At 61.6% G+C, this 14,482-nt stretch carries 16 protein-coding genes and 1 pseudogene; 13 read left to right on the plus strand and 4 right to left on the minus strand.

Annotation, left to right across the window (positions count from 1 at the left end):
- Nucleotides 1-76 precede the first annotated feature (76 nt).
- From XH80_RS19680 to XH80_RS19705, 6 genes and pseudogenes are all read left to right on the plus strand, one after another.
- The gene (locus tag XH80_RS19680) at nt 77-397 is read left to right on the plus strand and encodes a DUF736 domain-containing protein (protein WP_271599985.1); all 321 of its coding nucleotides are present in this window, start codon (nt 77-79) and stop codon (nt 395-397) included.
- A 484-nt stretch (nt 398-881) separates the two neighbouring features.
- Nucleotides 882-1,139, plus strand: a pseudogene (locus XH80_RS19685) (DUF2285 domain-containing protein); the annotation flags it as partial.
- 155 nt (nt 1,140-1,294) lie between these two features.
- Nucleotides 1,295-1,672 carry a transcriptional regulator domain-containing protein gene (locus XH80_RS19690; RefSeq protein ID WP_271599986.1) on the plus strand — a complete coding sequence of 126 codons (378 nt, stop codon included), beginning with the start codon at nt 1,295-1,297 and terminating at the stop codon, nt 1,670-1,672.
- A 229-nt stretch (nt 1,673-1,901) separates the two neighbouring features.
- Nucleotides 1,902-2,045 carry a DNA -binding domain-containing protein gene (locus XH80_RS19695; RefSeq protein ID WP_271600167.1) on the plus strand — a complete coding sequence of 48 codons (144 nt, stop codon included), beginning with the start codon at nt 1,902-1,904 and terminating at the stop codon, nt 2,043-2,045.
- A gap of 133 nt (nt 2,046-2,178) precedes the next feature.
- Nucleotides 2,179-2,460, plus strand: a complete 282-nt coding sequence (locus XH80_RS19700) for a helix-turn-helix transcriptional regulator (RefSeq protein WP_271599987.1) — start codon at nt 2,179-2,181, stop codon at nt 2,458-2,460.
- Nucleotides 2,461-2,482: 22 nt separating this feature from the next.
- Nucleotides 2,483-3,364, plus strand: coding sequence for a replication initiator protein A (locus XH80_RS19705; RefSeq protein WP_271599988.1), 882 nt, complete (start codon nt 2,483-2,485; stop codon nt 3,362-3,364).
- A gap of 587 nt (nt 3,365-3,951) precedes the next feature.
- Here XH80_RS19705 and XH80_RS19710 read toward each other — a convergent pair.
- The gene (locus XH80_RS19710; protein WP_271599989.1) at nt 3,952-5,001 is read right to left on the minus strand and encodes an IS110 family transposase; all 1,050 of its coding nucleotides are present in this window, start codon (nt 4,999-5,001) and stop codon (nt 3,952-3,954) included.
- A gap of 275 nt (nt 5,002-5,276) precedes the next feature.
- Between XH80_RS19710 and XH80_RS19715 the strand changes: the two genes are divergently transcribed.
- The 3 genes from XH80_RS19715 to XH80_RS19725 all read left to right on the plus strand — a co-directional run bounded on the left by XH80_RS19715 (nt 5,277) and on the right by XH80_RS19725 (nt 7,083).
- Nucleotides 5,277-5,741 (plus strand): DUF2840 domain-containing protein, encoded by a 465-nt coding sequence (locus tag XH80_RS19715; RefSeq protein ID WP_271599990.1) that lies wholly within the window; start codon nt 5,277-5,279, stop codon nt 5,739-5,741.
- Nucleotides 5,738-6,250: a S26 family signal peptidase gene (locus tag XH80_RS19720; protein WP_271599991.1), complete on the plus strand. Its 513-nt coding sequence runs from the start codon at nt 5,738-5,740 to the stop codon at nt 6,248-6,250. The genes XH80_RS19715 and XH80_RS19720 overlap by 4 nt, the downstream gene beginning before the upstream one ends.
- A 152-nt stretch (nt 6,251-6,402) precedes the next feature.
- Nucleotides 6,403-7,083, plus strand: coding sequence for a lytic transglycosylase domain-containing protein (locus XH80_RS19725; RefSeq protein WP_271599992.1), 681 nt, complete (start codon nt 6,403-6,405; stop codon nt 7,081-7,083).
- A gap of 166 nt (nt 7,084-7,249) precedes the next feature.
- Here the strand turns inward: XH80_RS19725 and tnpB are convergent, their stop codons facing one another.
- The 3 genes from tnpB to XH80_RS19740 form a co-directional block, all read right to left on the minus strand.
- Complete coding sequence (gene tnpB / locus XH80_RS44025; protein WP_442868656.1) at nt 7,250-7,426, minus strand: IS66 family insertion sequence element accessory protein TnpB; 177 nt, start codon at nt 7,424-7,426, stop codon at nt 7,250-7,252.
- Nucleotides 7,423-8,007, minus strand: a complete 585-nt coding sequence (locus XH80_RS19735; protein ID WP_271599993.1) for a transposase — start codon at nt 8,005-8,007, stop codon at nt 7,423-7,425. The genes tnpB and XH80_RS19735 overlap by 4 nt, the downstream gene beginning before the upstream one ends.
- A gap of 184 nt (nt 8,008-8,191) precedes the next feature.
- Nucleotides 8,192-8,329 carry a hypothetical protein gene (locus XH80_RS19740; protein WP_271599994.1) on the minus strand — a complete coding sequence of 46 codons (138 nt, stop codon included), beginning with the start codon at nt 8,327-8,329 and terminating at the stop codon, nt 8,192-8,194.
- Between the two features lie 250 nt (nt 8,330-8,579).
- Here XH80_RS19740 and XH80_RS19745 point away from each other — a divergent pair, with 250 nt between their 5' ends.
- The 4 genes from XH80_RS19745 (at nt 8,580) to XH80_RS19760 (ending at nt 14,265) form a co-directional block, all read left to right on the plus strand.
- The gene (locus tag XH80_RS19745; RefSeq protein WP_271599995.1) at nt 8,580-10,343 is read left to right on the plus strand and encodes a relaxase/mobilization nuclease domain-containing protein; all 1,764 of its coding nucleotides are present in this window, start codon (nt 8,580-8,582) and stop codon (nt 10,341-10,343) included.
- Between the two features lie 37 nt (nt 10,344-10,380).
- Complete coding sequence (locus XH80_RS19750) at nt 10,381-12,369, plus strand: conjugal transfer protein TraG (protein ID WP_271599996.1); 1,989 nt, start codon at nt 10,381-10,383, stop codon at nt 12,367-12,369.
- A 5-nt stretch (nt 12,370-12,374) separates the two neighbouring features.
- Nucleotides 12,375-12,800: a CopG family transcriptional regulator gene (locus XH80_RS19755; RefSeq protein ID WP_271599997.1), complete on the plus strand. Its 426-nt coding sequence runs from the start codon at nt 12,375-12,377 to the stop codon at nt 12,798-12,800.
- A 130-nt stretch (nt 12,801-12,930) separates the two neighbouring features.
- Nucleotides 12,931-14,265, plus strand: coding sequence for an MFS transporter (locus XH80_RS19760; RefSeq protein WP_271599998.1), 1,335 nt, complete (start codon nt 12,931-12,933; stop codon nt 14,263-14,265).
- The last annotated feature ends 217 nt before the right edge of the window (nt 14,266-14,482 follow it).

Below are 14,482 nucleotides of genomic sequence, written 5' to 3' on the forward strand. Positions count from 1 at the left end.
AGGGTCTCCCACCCTGCGGGGGCATTGAGTGCGCGTGCCGGATCCCACCCGGCACTCCTGGCGCACGAGAAGTGACATGGCTAACATCGGTTCTTTCAAGAAGGTCGGTAACGATTTCCAGGGCGAGATTGTCACCTTGAGCCTGCAAGCTAAGGGCGTCCGTATCGTCGCCGAGACGAACCGCTCAAACGACAACGCCCCCAGCTACCGCATCTACGTGGGCCGGGCCGAGATCGGGGCCGCTTGGTCGAAGCGCTCCGAGGAGGGCCGGGATTACCTCTCGCTTAAGCTTGACGATCCCTCGTTCAACGCTCCGATCTATGCCAACCTCTTCGAGGACGAAAGCGGCGAAGGCTACACGCTCCTCTGGTCGCGGCCGCGTAAGAACGGGGAGTAAGCTCGCTCAATCAAGCCCCGCCCGGTTCGCCGGGCGGGGCACTTCGCGGCCGGGCTGAGGTGCGGATTACGATTTGCTAAGCCGCGCAGCCCTTTTGAGCGGGTCTCCCGGATCGCCCCCTAATGCTTCAGCAATCTGCCGAGCACGGTAACGCTCGCTGATGCGTCGCCGCGCTCGATGGCGCCGACATAATGGCGATTAAACCCGCACGCTCGGCCAGCTCATCTTGCGGCATTTGTAGATCGTGGCGTTTCCGACGCAGAGTCACAGCCATGATCTCTTAAGATACATGGCGGTAGGGGAAACCGACCGGAACGATCGTTCTTGGAACGATCGTTTCTATTCCTTCCGAACATGCTATAGGATGTGACGACGCTACGTGCGCGACCGAACTCGGCCGTCGTGTCTACCGAAGGAATATCCAGGATTCCAACGGGCAACGGAGACCATGGCGTAGCTTATAGGCGTTCTAAAAGCGGGTATGATGCAGAAGCCATCCCCAAATCCAGACGTAGCTGACAGTGCGCCGAACGAGCCGACATTGACGGCCTATGACGAAGAGCATGTCGCCACGTACGTTCGCCTTCTGCACGGCCGACGGTGAGGGGGCGAGTAGGGCGAAGTGGCTCAAGTGGTCTTGCATCTGGAGCCCGACCGAGAGCCGGACCGTGCGTGGCGCGAATATCAGAGTCATCTTGCTCGTGCCAGATGGGTGGCTGAGCAAGGGCGGCTCTTACGCGGCGCCTGCTCAATAGAAGAACATCGTCGGCTGACGACTTGCAGGAAGAACTATTTCCTTTTGTTAGTCGGTGGTCATTCCGGAGCACCACGTGCTGCCAAAGTGGCGACTTCCTACAACCGCCTCGTTCACTAGCTGCGTGCAATGGGGCGGAAGCAATGCCTGAATTCGACTGGCGGTCGCCGGATTCCTACAAGAGCCTACAAGACGCGGAAGGGCACGACATCGCCTGGGAATGTCTTCGTCGCAAAGCGGACTATCGACGCGACCTTGAGGCGATGATCGCCAACAGTCCCGATGGGAAGGCGACACCAGAATCCAGGCGGAGGTGGCCTCTGCTTCCGCCCATGACCCGCGGAGGTCCTTCGACGAGCAGACGATCTTTGGGCGCCGGAGGTTTAGCGGCGGTCGTTCCGGTCAAAGTCGCAACGGGAAGGACAGCAGGTCGCCGGCTCAGCCACTGCTCGACCTTACAGCTGGCCAAATGCGCCGCGCTGTCAACGGCTGGCATGCCCTGCTTCGCATCGCCGCGGTAGATCACCGTGTCTGGTCCAAAGAGACGCCGATGCTCGGCGGGTCATATGCGGCCGAGCTGCCATTTGACGGCGATATAGAACCGCGCGCCTATGCAGCCCGGCGGCTGTGGCGCTCGATTAATGGACGCGCGCCAGCCTTTCATCAACTATCGAAACGACCGCTTGAGGGCTGCGATCTGCGCTCGAGGCGCACGGCGCGGACGCAAGCTATCGCGTTATCGCCGAAGTACTGTCCGGCAATAGTCGCGTCCCCGATCGCGCTTGGAAGACCCACGATGTGCGCAATCGGACGATCCGCCTGGTGCAAGCCGGCATCGCGTTGATGCGCGGTGGTTACCGCAAAATTCTGCGGCCCGGGCGCAGGGACGAATAGCGCAGTCCCCAAGGGGTGCCGAAAACCGCTCCCTCCATATTCAGCATCCCTCTCCGAAGACTTTCTCCTCCATGATGACCGCACCCACGCCGGCCTAGCCAAGCGTGGTGTGCTGTCCACTTGGAGTTCTCAAATGCCCGATTCGATGGCCGATCTTCCCCCGCGATTCCTGCGTACACCTGAGGCCGCGCGCTATCTTGGCCTGTCCGGTCGCACGCTCGAGAAGCACCGGACCTACGGTACTGGACCGACGTATCGGAAGATTGGCGGCCGTGTTGTCTACGCCGCCGATGACCTGAAAGCTTGGGCTGACCGTGGCGCCAAGACGTCGACGTCAGATCCCGGCAAAGGGACCGTGCTGCCCGCCAAGAAGCATCCGGCCCTGCGTCCCTACGCAGGTCAGGAACGTCGCTGATGTCAGCGTGAGATCAGTGACTATGCGGCGCAAACACCATTCCGAGCGCGACCAGCTTGAGCTCTTCCGGGCGCTGCCCGGCGATCTCGCGCCGCGCGATGCGCAGGATCTAATGGCCTATCCGTTCTTCTCGCTCGCAAAAACGAAGCGGATCGTGCCGATCGATTTCCGCGCCGGCGCGATCTCAATTCGGGTCGAAGCTGTTCCGGAACGCGGCATGGCGACCATTTGGGATGCAGACGTTTTGATTTGGGCTGCGTCCCAGATCGTCGAAGCCCGTGACGCCGGCTTGAAGACGTCGCGTCTGATGGCTGCAACGCCTTACGAGATTCTAACGTTCGTCGGCCGCGGCACCAGCGCGCGCGACTATGACAGGTTGAAGGCGGGTCTCGACAGACTGCAGTCGACGACGGTGCTGACGTCGATCCGCCAGCCAGCAGAACGGCGGCGGCATCGCTTCTCCTGGATCAACGAATGGAAGGAGACGGCCGATGCAAATGGTCGCCCATTTGGGCTCGAGCTGATCTTGCCGGATTGGTTCTACGCCGGCGTCATCGATGACGCGCTCGTGCTGACGATCGATCGCGCCTATTTCGACCTGATGGGCGGGCTCGAGCGCTGGCTTTATCGTCTTGTGCGCAAGCATGGCGGTCGGCAGGACTGTGGCTGGAGTTTTGATCTTGTACACCTTCATGCCAAGTCCGGCATCCTCTCGCCGCTCAAGCATTTTGCGTACGACGTCCGTCAGATCGTCCAGCGCCAGGCATTGCCCGGCTATCAGCTCGTGCTCACGCGCGATCCTCACGGCGCCGAGCGGCTGAACTTCGCGCCTACGCCTGTCGATCTGTCAACGGCACGCCTGCGCCGACGGGGTCTCGTTCCGAATTCGGAGGACAACCTGTGAATCAGCTCGTGCTATCGGGGACCGCAACCCTCGTGCTATCAGGGACCCGATCCTCGTGCTATCAGGGACCGGAGTCGAGCTTAAGAGCTTGTTTCTCCGCGCTTTCCGGCTGCTTTAACTTTACTAACATACTGACACTAACTTCTTGTTGTGAATCAGCACGTTGTGAACAAGTCGGCTGCGCGTGCAACGAGAACGCCTCATGCATCCACTCTCGCACGCGCAAAGCTTCGCTGCAATGCGATTCTTGTCGCCAAGGCACGCGCGCAAACGTGATCGCGCGCAAGTCTTCGCGATCACCAGCACCGGCATCACCGCATCACGTTCGTCGCTTTCCCTTGCGGCCGCTCGCTCGTCGAGGAGAACTCGCTAACATCCGTGGTTGGCACGACGGCCACCACAAGCCGGAATTTGAGGAATGGGCGGTCAGGCTAACCAGCGCCGTGCTTGTTGGCTTCAAACGTCTGCATGAAGCCGCCGGCAAGAAAAGTTGCGATCTCACCCAAATCCCTGTCTCCCCGGGAGACGCCGCTCCGCCGTGGCGGAAGGAAAAGGCGCGCGTGGAAGCGGCCGGGTCGCGGAGGCCCTTACATCGCCGCAGCGACCCGGCCGCGCTTGCCGCCGGCGCCAAACCGGAACGCGGTGCCGTCGGTCCAGATCTTGTGCAGCAGCACGGCGAGCGCGCGCGCCACCGCGGTCGCCGCGCCCTTCAGACCCTTCTTCTTGGCCAGCCGCAGGCCCCACAGCCGCAGCTTAAAGTTCTTATGGATCCGCGTCAGGATCGCGATCGCCGCCTCGTACAGCATCGCCCGCGTCAGCTCGTCGCCGCATTTGGAGATGCTGCCGATGCGAGCGGTTTGTCCCGACTGGTAGCGCCGTGGCGTCAGGCCAAAATGGGCGCCGACATTGGTCGACTTCTTGAAGCGCGCCGGGTCGTCGACCGTTGCGCGGAATGTCAGCGCCACGAGCGCGCCAACACCGGGCACGGTCATCATCCGCCGCACAGCGTTGTCGCTGCGCGCCGCCGCCAGCGCCAGGCGCTGCAGCTTTGCCAGCTGCAGCCGCATTGCGCCGCGGGCGTCCAGGAGCGGCGTGACGATGGCCTCCAAATCCTTCGTCCCGGCCATGATCTCGCGCACCCGCGCGTCGAAGCGGCCCATCGAGATCTCACCGACCTTGAGGCCAAACGGGCGCAACAGGCCGCGGATCATGTTCTCCATATCCAGCACCTTACCGAGCAGCGCCTTGCGTCCGACCAGCAGCGCCCGCAGCGTCTGCGCGCCCTCCGATTTGACATGGACCGCACGGAACCAGCCGGTTCGCATCATTTGCGCGATGCCCTTGGCGTCGTTGCGATCGGTCTTGTTCAGCATCGCGTTCAGTGCCGCCTTGGCATGCCGGGTCTCGATGCAGGTCACAGGGAGGCCCTTTTCGGCGAGCGCCGTGAACAGCCAGGCAGAGTAGGAGAACGCTTCCAGCCCGACGCGCTTCAGGTGGATGCCCCACTCGGCCAGGAACAGCTCGATTGCGTCCGGATCGGTGTTGAGTTTCGCTTCCCGCGCGACCTTGCCGTCGCCGTCCACCACGCAAATATTCGTTGCCTCCAGCGACATGTCGAGCCCTGCATAGAAGTCCATCGTTCGCCTCCACCGCCGACCCCCGGGCCGCACCGCGCTCTCCGTTCGCGAATCGTTGCGAAGCATCATCGCCGCAACGCCGCCGGCGAGGGGACACCGGTCAGTACCCCGGCTAACCAGAAATCCTTCGGATTTCTTCTAACGCACCAAGCCGAAAGCTGCGTTGGAGGCGACCGGCCGCAGGTCGCCAGTCCTGTTTGGCTTTGCAAGCCGCACACGCTCCTCGCCGAATGCCAAGTTCACGGATCCCAGTTCGGGCTTCGGGGAGCGGCGGCATGAGCGACCTGACCGAAGTGGAGGTCCTGTGGCTCGAGAAGCGCATCGAAAACCGCATTCGGTTCGGTCACGTTGTCAAGGAACGGAAGCTAGATAGCCATCGGCGCGTCTTGTCATTCGCACCAGGCAGCATCTTTGCCTTCGTCCGTTGGACGTCCGACGACTTTGGCACGATCATCTCGCGGATCGACATCTTGCGCGCGGTCGCACCGGGACAGCGCTGCTCGACCGTTCCTTATGTGACACCCGGCGGTGAGATTCTGTTGCGGCTGTCAGGCTGGCCGAAGGTCGAGCGAGTGCTGCAAATGACCGATGCCGTTGAGGCACTCGGCATCGATCCGGCGGATGTTGCGCCCGATCATTGGCATCACGTTCATAACCGCCTGTCCGTCAACGAAAACCCACGTTCCTACACGAAGGCACGCCATCAGGCTTGGCTCTATCGCCAAAGGGTGATGCGATGACAGGCCGCTTGAAGATAGTGGCCGCGACGTCTGGGACTGCTGCTGCGCTCATCGCGACGATCGTCCTTGAGCCGCTTCCGCTTTACATTTGGAATGCATCGGCGAGCGTGCCAATCGGTCTCTACAGCTTACGGGCGACGAAGCGGTTCCACGTGACCGAGCTGGTCGCCATTCAGCCTCCAGAGCCGCTCGCGACCTTTCTCGACTTGAACGGTTATCTGCCGGGCGGCGTCCCCATGCTCAAGCGGGTCCTGGCGCTGCCCGGGCAGACGGTCTGCAGAACCGGCCTCACGATTTCGGTCGACGACGTCGCGGTGGGCGAGGCGAAGGATCGCGACAGACGAGGCAGGCCGCTGCCGAAATGGCAAGGCTGCCGCGTCGTCGGTGACGGCGAGTTGTTTCTGATGAACTGGCAGTCGGACGACTCTCTTGATGGCCGGTATTTTGGATTTCTTCCGGCGTCTAGCGTGATCGGGCGTGCGATGCCGGTATGGACTTGGGAGGAGTGATCGTGCGTATTCGACGTGTTCTCCTCGGCATTCCCTTGTTCGATCGGTTGCGGGATCATTCCTCCGTCGCGAGCAATTTTTGCAAGGCTGGCGCGAGCCCGACAGCGTGCTGGGGTCGATTAGGCACGCGCGTTTGTGCTGTGGCGCCCCTGATGTTTCTTCTGATCACGTCCGACACTGCTGCTTCGGCCCAGAGCGCATCAGCTGGACGTCCGGCGATCGGTCAGACCGTTAAATCGTTTGAGGGCTTCATCACTGAAGCCTCACAACGGTTTGCGATTGCGCCGAACTGGATCCGATCAGTCCAAAGCATCGAGAGTGCTGGTGACGTGCACGCCAGATCGCCAAAAGGCGCAATGGGCCTGATGCAAATCATGCCGGCGACTTGGGCGGAACTTCGCGAGCGCTACAATCTCGACAACGACCCCTACGACCCGCACGACAACATTCTGGCCGGCACGGCGTACTTGCGCGAACTGCTCGATCGGTATGGCTCGCCTGGCGTGTTTGCCGCGTACAACGCGGGACCATCTCGCTATGAAGAGCATCTCGCAGGCGGTTCCCTGCCAGACGAGACGCGAGCATACGTCGCAAAGCTTGCAAATCTGCTTGCCATCGAACTGCCGCCGAGATGGACGTCCAGCGGACGGTCAGCAGCAACTGCGACGTTGTTCGTCACGCGATCCGATCTCATGAAGACGCGCGGTCGTTTGCTGGCGCTCATGCCGTCGGGCGGCGTCACGGCCGCAATCTCGGCGCCCGATATTTCGCACATGGTTCCCCAGCCAATTGGCATGTTCGTCCCTCGATCGAACTTGGGAGTATCGCAATGACCAAGTGTGCGGGTTCGCCATCTGATGGCGTATGGGCGATCTATTCGAGCCACATCGCGAGTTGCGCTGGTGTCTGCGTCACCGAGCCACCAGGATCCGCCACGCGCGACCAGAAAAAGTTTCGCCGGTCGATGCGCTTGGTGAACAGGCACAGCGCCGTGCCGTCCTAAAACAGTATCTTCAGGAACGACGCATTCTTGCCATGGAAGACAAAGAGATGGCCCGAGAACGGATCCTTCTTCAGATGTTCCTGGATCAGTGTCGCGAGTCCGTCGAGACCCTTGCGCATGTCGCTGTAGCCGAGCGCCAGATGCACTTTCACGCCCGCCGGGATGACGATCACGATGCTGTCTCCCTACCGGCGATCTGCCGATTCACCGCGGTCGGACTGCTGCCCGCCAGCGCGAACACACGCTGTCCATCTTCCAGTTCGATCGCCATCATGTCGTCCGGCGGTTTTACAAGATCATGCAAGGCCGCGAGCGCCGGCACCTCATTTTCCGCAGCGTCGGCGAGCGTCACCGTCGCCAGTTGCGCTGCCTTGCGAGCGGTCAGGCTGAACTCGCCCCGCCAGCGGAACACCATGCTGGTGGCCACGCCATGGCGGCGGCAAACCTGCGCCACACTGACGCCGGGCCACTCAGTCTCCTGCACGGTCGCCTGCTTCTGCTCGTCGTTGAACCGACGCCGGTTCAACCGCGCGTCCACCGCTTCCGGAGTCAAGCGATATTTGCGTCGCGCGCAATTAGCAGCGCTGCTTAATTGAGCCCGGGCACTCGGATGAAGCAACAATCGCCAGTCCATCTCGTCGCCGGTTTCTTCGAGCCGGTTGCACCAGATCCGCAGCGAATAGAGCGAAAGGCCGAGCGCTGCGGCATACTCCGCATGCCCCATGCCGCTCCAGTTCATCGCCTCAGCATGCATGCTCCAGAACGCTCGAAGGGCGATCGGACCGCAGTCCGTGCTCACGCTGTAGCGATAGCGAGAGGGCTTCTTACGGCGCTTCGGCTCCCCCTTACTGAGCTGACGTTCTGCCGTCTTTCGACACAAATTCCGCTGCTTTTTCCGCGCGTTTGCTTAGGTCTTCCGGACTCACCAGATGGTGCACCTACCGCTCGAACGTTGCCATCGAGAGCTTGCGCCGGCCGCAATATTCCTCAGCATCCTGGTTGCCGCGATACCAGCTCTCAACGTACGACGACCAATAGGGGTTGTTGGCCTTTGACCACGAACGACGAGGCGCCATCGGAAATCCTCCACAGCAGCAGAGAACCCGAAATGGAACGAGAACACACTATGGAAGAGATGTGCAGGACTTTTACGATGGCAGAACGGCGAGATAAAAGGGGCTCGCCGGTCGAACCGCAAGCCATTGGCATGGCTTGGGTTCTGGCGTGCCGGTCGGTCGGGGCGCGTGCCGCGCCTTGCGGTTTTGACAATGCAATCAAGGACCTTTTCGGCATTGTAGGCGCGTTTGCGCTCTTCGAGGCCCGGCCATGACCGTTCGCGACAGCGATCTGCGTATTCGACCCGGGCGCATCCGCACCACCTCTGCGCCAAAGCCAAAGAGCTTCATCAACCAGGTTCTTCGCGCCGCGAAGAAAGCAGGACACACCTCGGGTCGGACCGTAGCCGGCAGGCGTTCGGTAGCCTATGGACGTTCGACGTTTGGTCGCGGCCGGCTGTCTTTTAGCCGTGCCCGATTGTTCAGCCCGACGCGTCGCGTCGTGGTGAAGGCGCGTGTTGTCCGGCACAAAGGACGAGCCTTCCGTTCAGCGCCCCTGAGCGCCCACTTCTCGTATCTGAAGCGCGACGGCGTGACCCGAAGCGGGGAGCGGGCCGAGATGTTCGATGCCGGCAGCGACCGCGCCGATAGCGCGGCCTTCGCGGAGCGGTGCAAGGACGACCGGCATCATTTCAGGTTCATCGTCTCACCGGAGGATGCCGGCGACATGACCGATCTGAAGGCCTTCACCCGCGATCTCGCCAGGCAGATGGAGACCGATCTCGGCACGCGGCTTGATTGGGTGGCGGTCGATCATTGGAACACCGACAACCCTCACGTCCATCTTCTCGTTCGGGGAGTAGATGAGGAAGGGTCGGATCTCGTGATCTCCCGCGACTACATCAGCCAAGGCCTGCGCTCACGCGCCGAGGAACTGGTCGCTATCGAACTGGGCCCTAAACCGGAGCACGAAATCCGCAATTCGCTGGAGAGGGAAGTCACGGCGGAACGATGGACCCGACTCGATCGGGAGATCCGGCTGGCGGCTGATGAGGCCGGCTACATCGATCTTCGGCCGGAGAATCCCGGCAAATCCGATCCCGAGATCAGGCGCCTGATGATCGGCCGCCTTCAGCACTTGGAGAAAATGGGCCTTGCGGCATCCGCTGGGTCGGGGGAGTGGATGATCGGGCTTGAGGCTGAGCGTAGGTTGCGCGACCTCGGCATGCGCGGCGATATCCTCAAGACCATGCACCGGGCCTTTACCGAGCGTGGGGAAGCGCGCGGCGTTGCCGATTTCGTCATCGAGGGCGGACAGCCGACATCCCAGATTGTCGGACGACTGGTCGACCGTGGACTGCATGACGAACTGACCGGCGAGGCCTATGCCCTGATCGACGGGACGGACGGACGGGCGCACCATGTGCGCTTTCGAGGCGTCGAGGCCTTCGAGCGCGCACCGCCGATCGGCGGCATCGTCGAAATCCGACGCTTCGGTCAGGCCGCCGATCCGCGGCCGACCGTGGTGCTGGCGATCCGCTCCGATCTCGATCTTGCCGAGCAGGTCACCGCGAAGGGCGCGACCTGGCTCGACCACCGGCTCGTCGAACGCGACCCCATGCCGCTCGCCATGGGCGGCTTCGGCCGCGAGACTCGCGACGCCATGGAAGCCCGTACCGAGCATCTGATCCAGGAAGGCCTGGCGCGGCGGCAGGGGCAACGCATCATCTTGCAGCGTGATCTGCTGAACACGTTGCGCCGACGTGAACTCGCCGAGGTGGCCGCGAAAGTCTCGGCTGACACCGGCTTGCTTCCCATGAACGTCGTCTCCGGGGAGCATGTGGCCGGCACGTATCGCCAGCGGCTGACGCTCACCTCGGGACGCTTCGCCATGATCGACAACGGGCTCGGCTTCCAGCTCGTGCCCTGGTCGCGTGAGCTCGAGAAAAAGTTTGGCCAACACGTCACCGGCCTAGTGAAGGACGGCGGTGGCATCGAATGGGGCTTTGGTCGCAAGCGCGAGCTCGGCCTCTAGCAATCTCTCCAATTCAAATTGCGAAAGGGCGTTCAGCATGTCCGGAACCAAAATCCTCTGGGGACAGGTGATCGTCGTCGGCCTGATCGTTTTACTGGCGATCTGGGGTGCAACCGAGTGGACGGCTTGGCGGCTCGCTTGGCAGCCGGAGCTCGGGCGGCCCTGGTTCGAACTGTCGGGCTTCAAGGTCTACTACCCGCCCATCTTCTTCTGGTGGTGGTTCGTCTTTGATGCCTATGCGCCTCAGATCTTTGTCGAGGGGGCCTTCATCGCGGCGACCGGGACGTTCGCCTCGATCGCGGCGGCGATCGGGATGTCGGTGTGGCGGGCGCGTGAAGCCAAAAATGTCGAGACCTATGGTTCGGCGCGCTGGGCTGGTCTGGAGGAGGTTCGAGCGGCCGGACTTCTCGGTCCGGACGGCGTCGTGCTGGGCAAGCTTGATCGCGACTACCTCCGCCATGATGGGCCGGAGCACGTGTTGTGTTTTGCTCCCACCCGGTCCGGCAAGGGTGTCGGACTCGTCGTTCCCTCGTTGTTGGCATGGCCGGGCTCGGCCATCGTGCACGACATCAAAGGTGAGAACTGGCAGCTGACCGCGGGTTTCCGCTCGCGGCATGGCCGCGTCCTGTTGTTCGACCCGACCAACCCGAAATCCTCGGCTTACAATCCGCTGCTCGAGGTCCGGCGCGGGGAATGGGAGGTTCGCGACGTCCAGAACGTGGCCGACGTCCTGGTCGACCCCGAAGGCTCCCTCGACAAGCGGAACCATTGGGAGAAGACCAGTCATTCGCTCCTGGTCGGCGCCATCCTCCACGTCCTCTATGCCGAGGCAAACAAGACTTTGGCCGGGGTCGCCGCCTTCTTGTCCGATCCGAAATTGCCGATCGAGGCGACGCTGAGGGCGATGATGACAACGCCGCATCTTGGCGAGCAGGGCGCCCATCCCGTGGTCGCCTCGACGGCGCGCGAACTCCTCAACAAATCCGAGAATGAACGTTCAGGCGTTCTGTCCACGGCGATGTCGTTCCTCGGTCTTTACCGCGATCCTGTTGTCGCCCAGGTGACCCGCAGCTGCGACTGGCGAATTGCCGATCTGACCGCAGATAGCCGCCCGACGACGCTTTATCTCGTGGTGCCACCATCGGATATCTCTCGAACCAAGCCGCTGATCCGCCTGGTGCTGAACCAGATTGGCCGGCGTCTGACCGAGGACTTGCACGCCCGCGACCGCCGGCATCGAGTCCTGATGATGCTCGACGAGTTTCCCGCACTTGGGCGGCTTGATTTCTTCGAGTCCGCGCTCGCCTTCATGGCCGGGTACGGCATCAAGAGTTTTCTGATCGCGCAGTCGCTCAATCAGATCGAGAAGGCCTATGGGCCGAACAACGCAATTCTCGACAATTGTCACGTCCGCGTTAGCTTTGCGACCAACGACGAGCGGACCGCCAAGCGGGTGTCCGACGCGTTGGGCACGGCGACCGAGATGCGGGCGATGAAGAACTATGCCGGGCACCGGTTGAACCCTTGGCTGGGGCACCTGATGGTCTCGCGGCAGGAGACGGCAAGGCCGCTCTTGACCCCCGGTGAGGTCATGCAGCTTCCGCCGATGGATGAAATCGTCATGGTGGCGGGGACGGCTCCGATCCGGGCGAAGAAGGTCCGCTACTACGAGGATCGGCGATTCACAGAGCGGGTACTGTCGCCGCCTGATCCAGCGACGGCTGGCCGGTCATCGCGAACGGACGGATGGTCAACGTTCGGAGCGTCAAAGCCGGCGGGGAGTCCAACTGAAAGAGCCGCGGAGGCCGAGGGAGACACGGCGAACAGCGGACTTCGTCGTGAGCCCGAACTCCCCGATCACGTCGCGATCGCCAAGGAAACGAGCGAGCCAACGCCAGCCGAGGAATTTGCCGCCGTGCTTGACGATGACGAGGACGCGGTCCGCCAGTCCCGGCTCATACGCCAGCAGATGCGCGGTGTCGCGCGCCAAGTCGCCATGGATCCTAATGACGGGATGGAGCTCTGAGCAATATGCGCGACAGGATGAACGTCTACTTCCCGCCAGAGCTGCTAAAGCAGATCTCGGAGCTCGCCGATCGCAAGAGGCTTTCCCGGTCCGCCATCGTGGAAGCTGCGGTCGCCTCTTTTCTTTCACCCGACGGAGCGGATAGGCGGGAGGCAGCGTTCACCCGGCGCCTCGATCGGCTGTCGCGTCAGATGCAGAGGTTGGAGCGCGACGTAGGTTTGACGGCCGAAAGCTTGGCGCTCTTCATACGGTTCTGGCTCACGATCACGCCGCCACTGCCCAATGACGCGCAGGCGGCAGCGCAGGCAAAGGGTCGGGAGCGCTTCGAAGGATTTGTCGAGGCGCTTGGGCGTCGCTTGCAAAAAGGGCAAAGCTTTCTCCGCGAGATTCCAGAAGATATCGGCCGTCAGGAACGGGCCGAAGAAACTTGATTGAACCATGTAGGCATTTCGCCGGTCCTTCTTTTTCTACGCCAGCCCACGATCGCAGCAATTTAGCTAGGCCCTCAAAGAGCTGGACACGCTATCGGCTCGAATGAGCTGAGGAGCAAGAAGGGCCAGCATGCAAGTTCCAGGAGCATGGCGTCTTACCGCGCGCGTATTTCTACCGTTCGCTGCTGGTTACTATCTTTCGTATCTGTTTCGAACGATCAATGCTTTGATCGCCAGTCATCTCAGCTCGGATACCGGGCTTGGGTCTGCCGATCTCGGGTTGCTTACGTCAGTCTATTTCCTTGTTTTCGCGGCGGCTCAGATCCCCGTCGGCATATTGTTGGACCGCTTTGGTCCGCGTCGCGTCGAGAGTGTTTTGCTCTTGATCGCAGCAGTGGGCGCCGGACTGTTCGCAGTATCGACAGGCTTCCTGTCCCTTTTGATCGCTCGTGCAATGATCGGGCTTGGCGTGGCGGCGGCGCTGACGGCAGGACTGAAGTCCATCATCCTATGGTTCCCGAGGGGGCGAGTTGCCTTGCTTAATGGCTACATGATCATGTTGGGCTCGCTTGGAGCAGTCACCGCCACGGCTCCCGTCGAATATCTGCTGACTTGGATGGGCTGGCGGCAGCTCTTTGAGATCCTGGCGGCCGCTACCGGCGCGACGGCCGCTCTCATCTATGTTGTGGTGCCCGAACGAGGCACCGTCTCATCGATGGCGTCAACCCCCGCGACCCTTAGCTCAGTTTTCGGCGATCGGCGCTTTTGGCGAATGGCCCCGTTGTCGGCGACTTGCATTGGATCGGCCTGGTCCCTGCAGGGATTGTGGGCATCGCCGTGGCTGACCGACGTGGAGGGGCTTGATCGCGCAAGTCTCGTCAGACAGCTTTTCATGATGTCGATCGTCTTGAGCTGTGGTGCCTGGTTGTTCGGTATGACGGTCCATTGCATCCAACGAAGGGGAATCAGGGCGGAGACAGTATTGGCGCTGGTTGCAGTGTTATTTATCGCAGCTGAGTTTGCCTTGATCCTGCGAGCGCCTCTGCCATCCATCTTGCCCTGGTCTGTTGTCGCAATTGTCGGAACGGCAACGGTGGTCAGCTTCGCGGTGATAGCGGATTACTTTCCGTCGGAGCTTGCTGGTCGTGCCAACGGCGCTTTGAACGTCTTGCATTTTGGTTGGGCATTTCTGGCACAATACGCGACAGGCCTCATCCTGGAGCAATGGTCTGCATATGATGGCCATAGGACCCTCCAAGCCTATCAGGTCGCGTTCGGCGTCAACATAGCGCTGCAGATCGCGGCGTTGGTCTGGTTCGCGTTGCCTTGGGGCCGATACCTAGCTCTACGGATGAGGCCCATAGCGCTTTTCGTGCCTGCTAATGTTTTCAATGTTGTCGAGTCAGTGAGCTCGTATGAGAATTCGGTGGTCCTCATACCCGCGGATGATGGTGCGGAGTGGTGAGCAGTAACTCGCATTGCGACTGGGTAGGCTTCAGAGATCAGTTCTTAGTCTTTCTTTTTCTACGCAAATCTACGATCACTGAAAGCCATTGTTGCACCAAGTCCGTTGGTGCCTTTCTTAATCATCCCCATCTGAGGGCCGTCTGTGGACGCTCTCACTCGGTGGAGGCGAACAGTGGCAATCCATTCCATTCAATCGGAGGCGAGTTCGCGCGGTG

Origin of the sequence: Bradyrhizobium sp. CCBAU 45384 (genome assembly GCF_028128665.1) — a bacterium.
In the GTDB taxonomy this organism is placed as follows: Bacteria; Pseudomonadota; Alphaproteobacteria; order Rhizobiales; family Xanthobacteraceae; genus Bradyrhizobium; species Bradyrhizobium manausense.

Excerpts from the sequence above, each read along its gene's own strand:
- XH80_RS19680 (WP_271599985.1), top strand. The coding sequence starts at position 77 with ATGGCTAACATCGGTTCTTTCAAGAAGGTCGGTAACGATTTCCAGGGC.
- XH80_RS19690 (WP_271599986.1), top strand. The coding sequence starts at position 1,295 with ATGCCTGAATTCGACTGGCGGTCGCCGGATTCCTACAAGAGCCTACAA.
- XH80_RS19700 (WP_271599987.1), top strand. The coding sequence starts at position 2,179 with ATGCCCGATTCGATGGCCGATCTTCCCCCGCGATTCCTGCGTACACCT.
- XH80_RS19705 (WP_271599988.1), top strand. The coding sequence starts at position 2,483 with ATGCGGCGCAAACACCATTCCGAGCGCGACCAGCTTGAGCTCTTCCGG.
- XH80_RS19710 (WP_271599989.1), bottom strand. The coding sequence starts at position 5,001 with ATGGACTTCTATGCAGGGCTCGACATGTCGCTGGAGGCAACGAATATT.
- XH80_RS19715 (WP_271599990.1), top strand. The coding sequence starts at position 5,277 with ATGAGCGACCTGACCGAAGTGGAGGTCCTGTGGCTCGAGAAGCGCATC.
- XH80_RS19720 (WP_271599991.1), top strand. The coding sequence starts at position 5,738 with ATGACAGGCCGCTTGAAGATAGTGGCCGCGACGTCTGGGACTGCTGCT.
- XH80_RS19725 (WP_271599992.1), top strand. The coding sequence starts at position 6,403 with ATGTTTCTTCTGATCACGTCCGACACTGCTGCTTCGGCCCAGAGCGCA.
- XH80_RS19735 (WP_271599993.1), bottom strand. The coding sequence starts at position 8,007 with ATGCATGCTGAGGCGATGAACTGGAGCGGCATGGGGCATGCGGAGTAT.
- XH80_RS19740 (WP_271599994.1), bottom strand. The coding sequence starts at position 8,329 with ATGGCGCCTCGTCGTTCGTGGTCAAAGGCCAACAACCCCTATTGGTCG.
- XH80_RS19745 (WP_271599995.1), top strand. The coding sequence starts at position 8,580 with ATGACCGTTCGCGACAGCGATCTGCGTATTCGACCCGGGCGCATCCGC.
- XH80_RS19750 (WP_271599996.1), top strand. The coding sequence starts at position 10,381 with ATGTCCGGAACCAAAATCCTCTGGGGACAGGTGATCGTCGTCGGCCTG.
- XH80_RS19755 (WP_271599997.1), top strand. The coding sequence starts at position 12,375 with ATGCGCGACAGGATGAACGTCTACTTCCCGCCAGAGCTGCTAAAGCAG.
- XH80_RS19760 (WP_271599998.1), top strand. The coding sequence starts at position 12,931 with ATGCAAGTTCCAGGAGCATGGCGTCTTACCGCGCGCGTATTTCTACCG.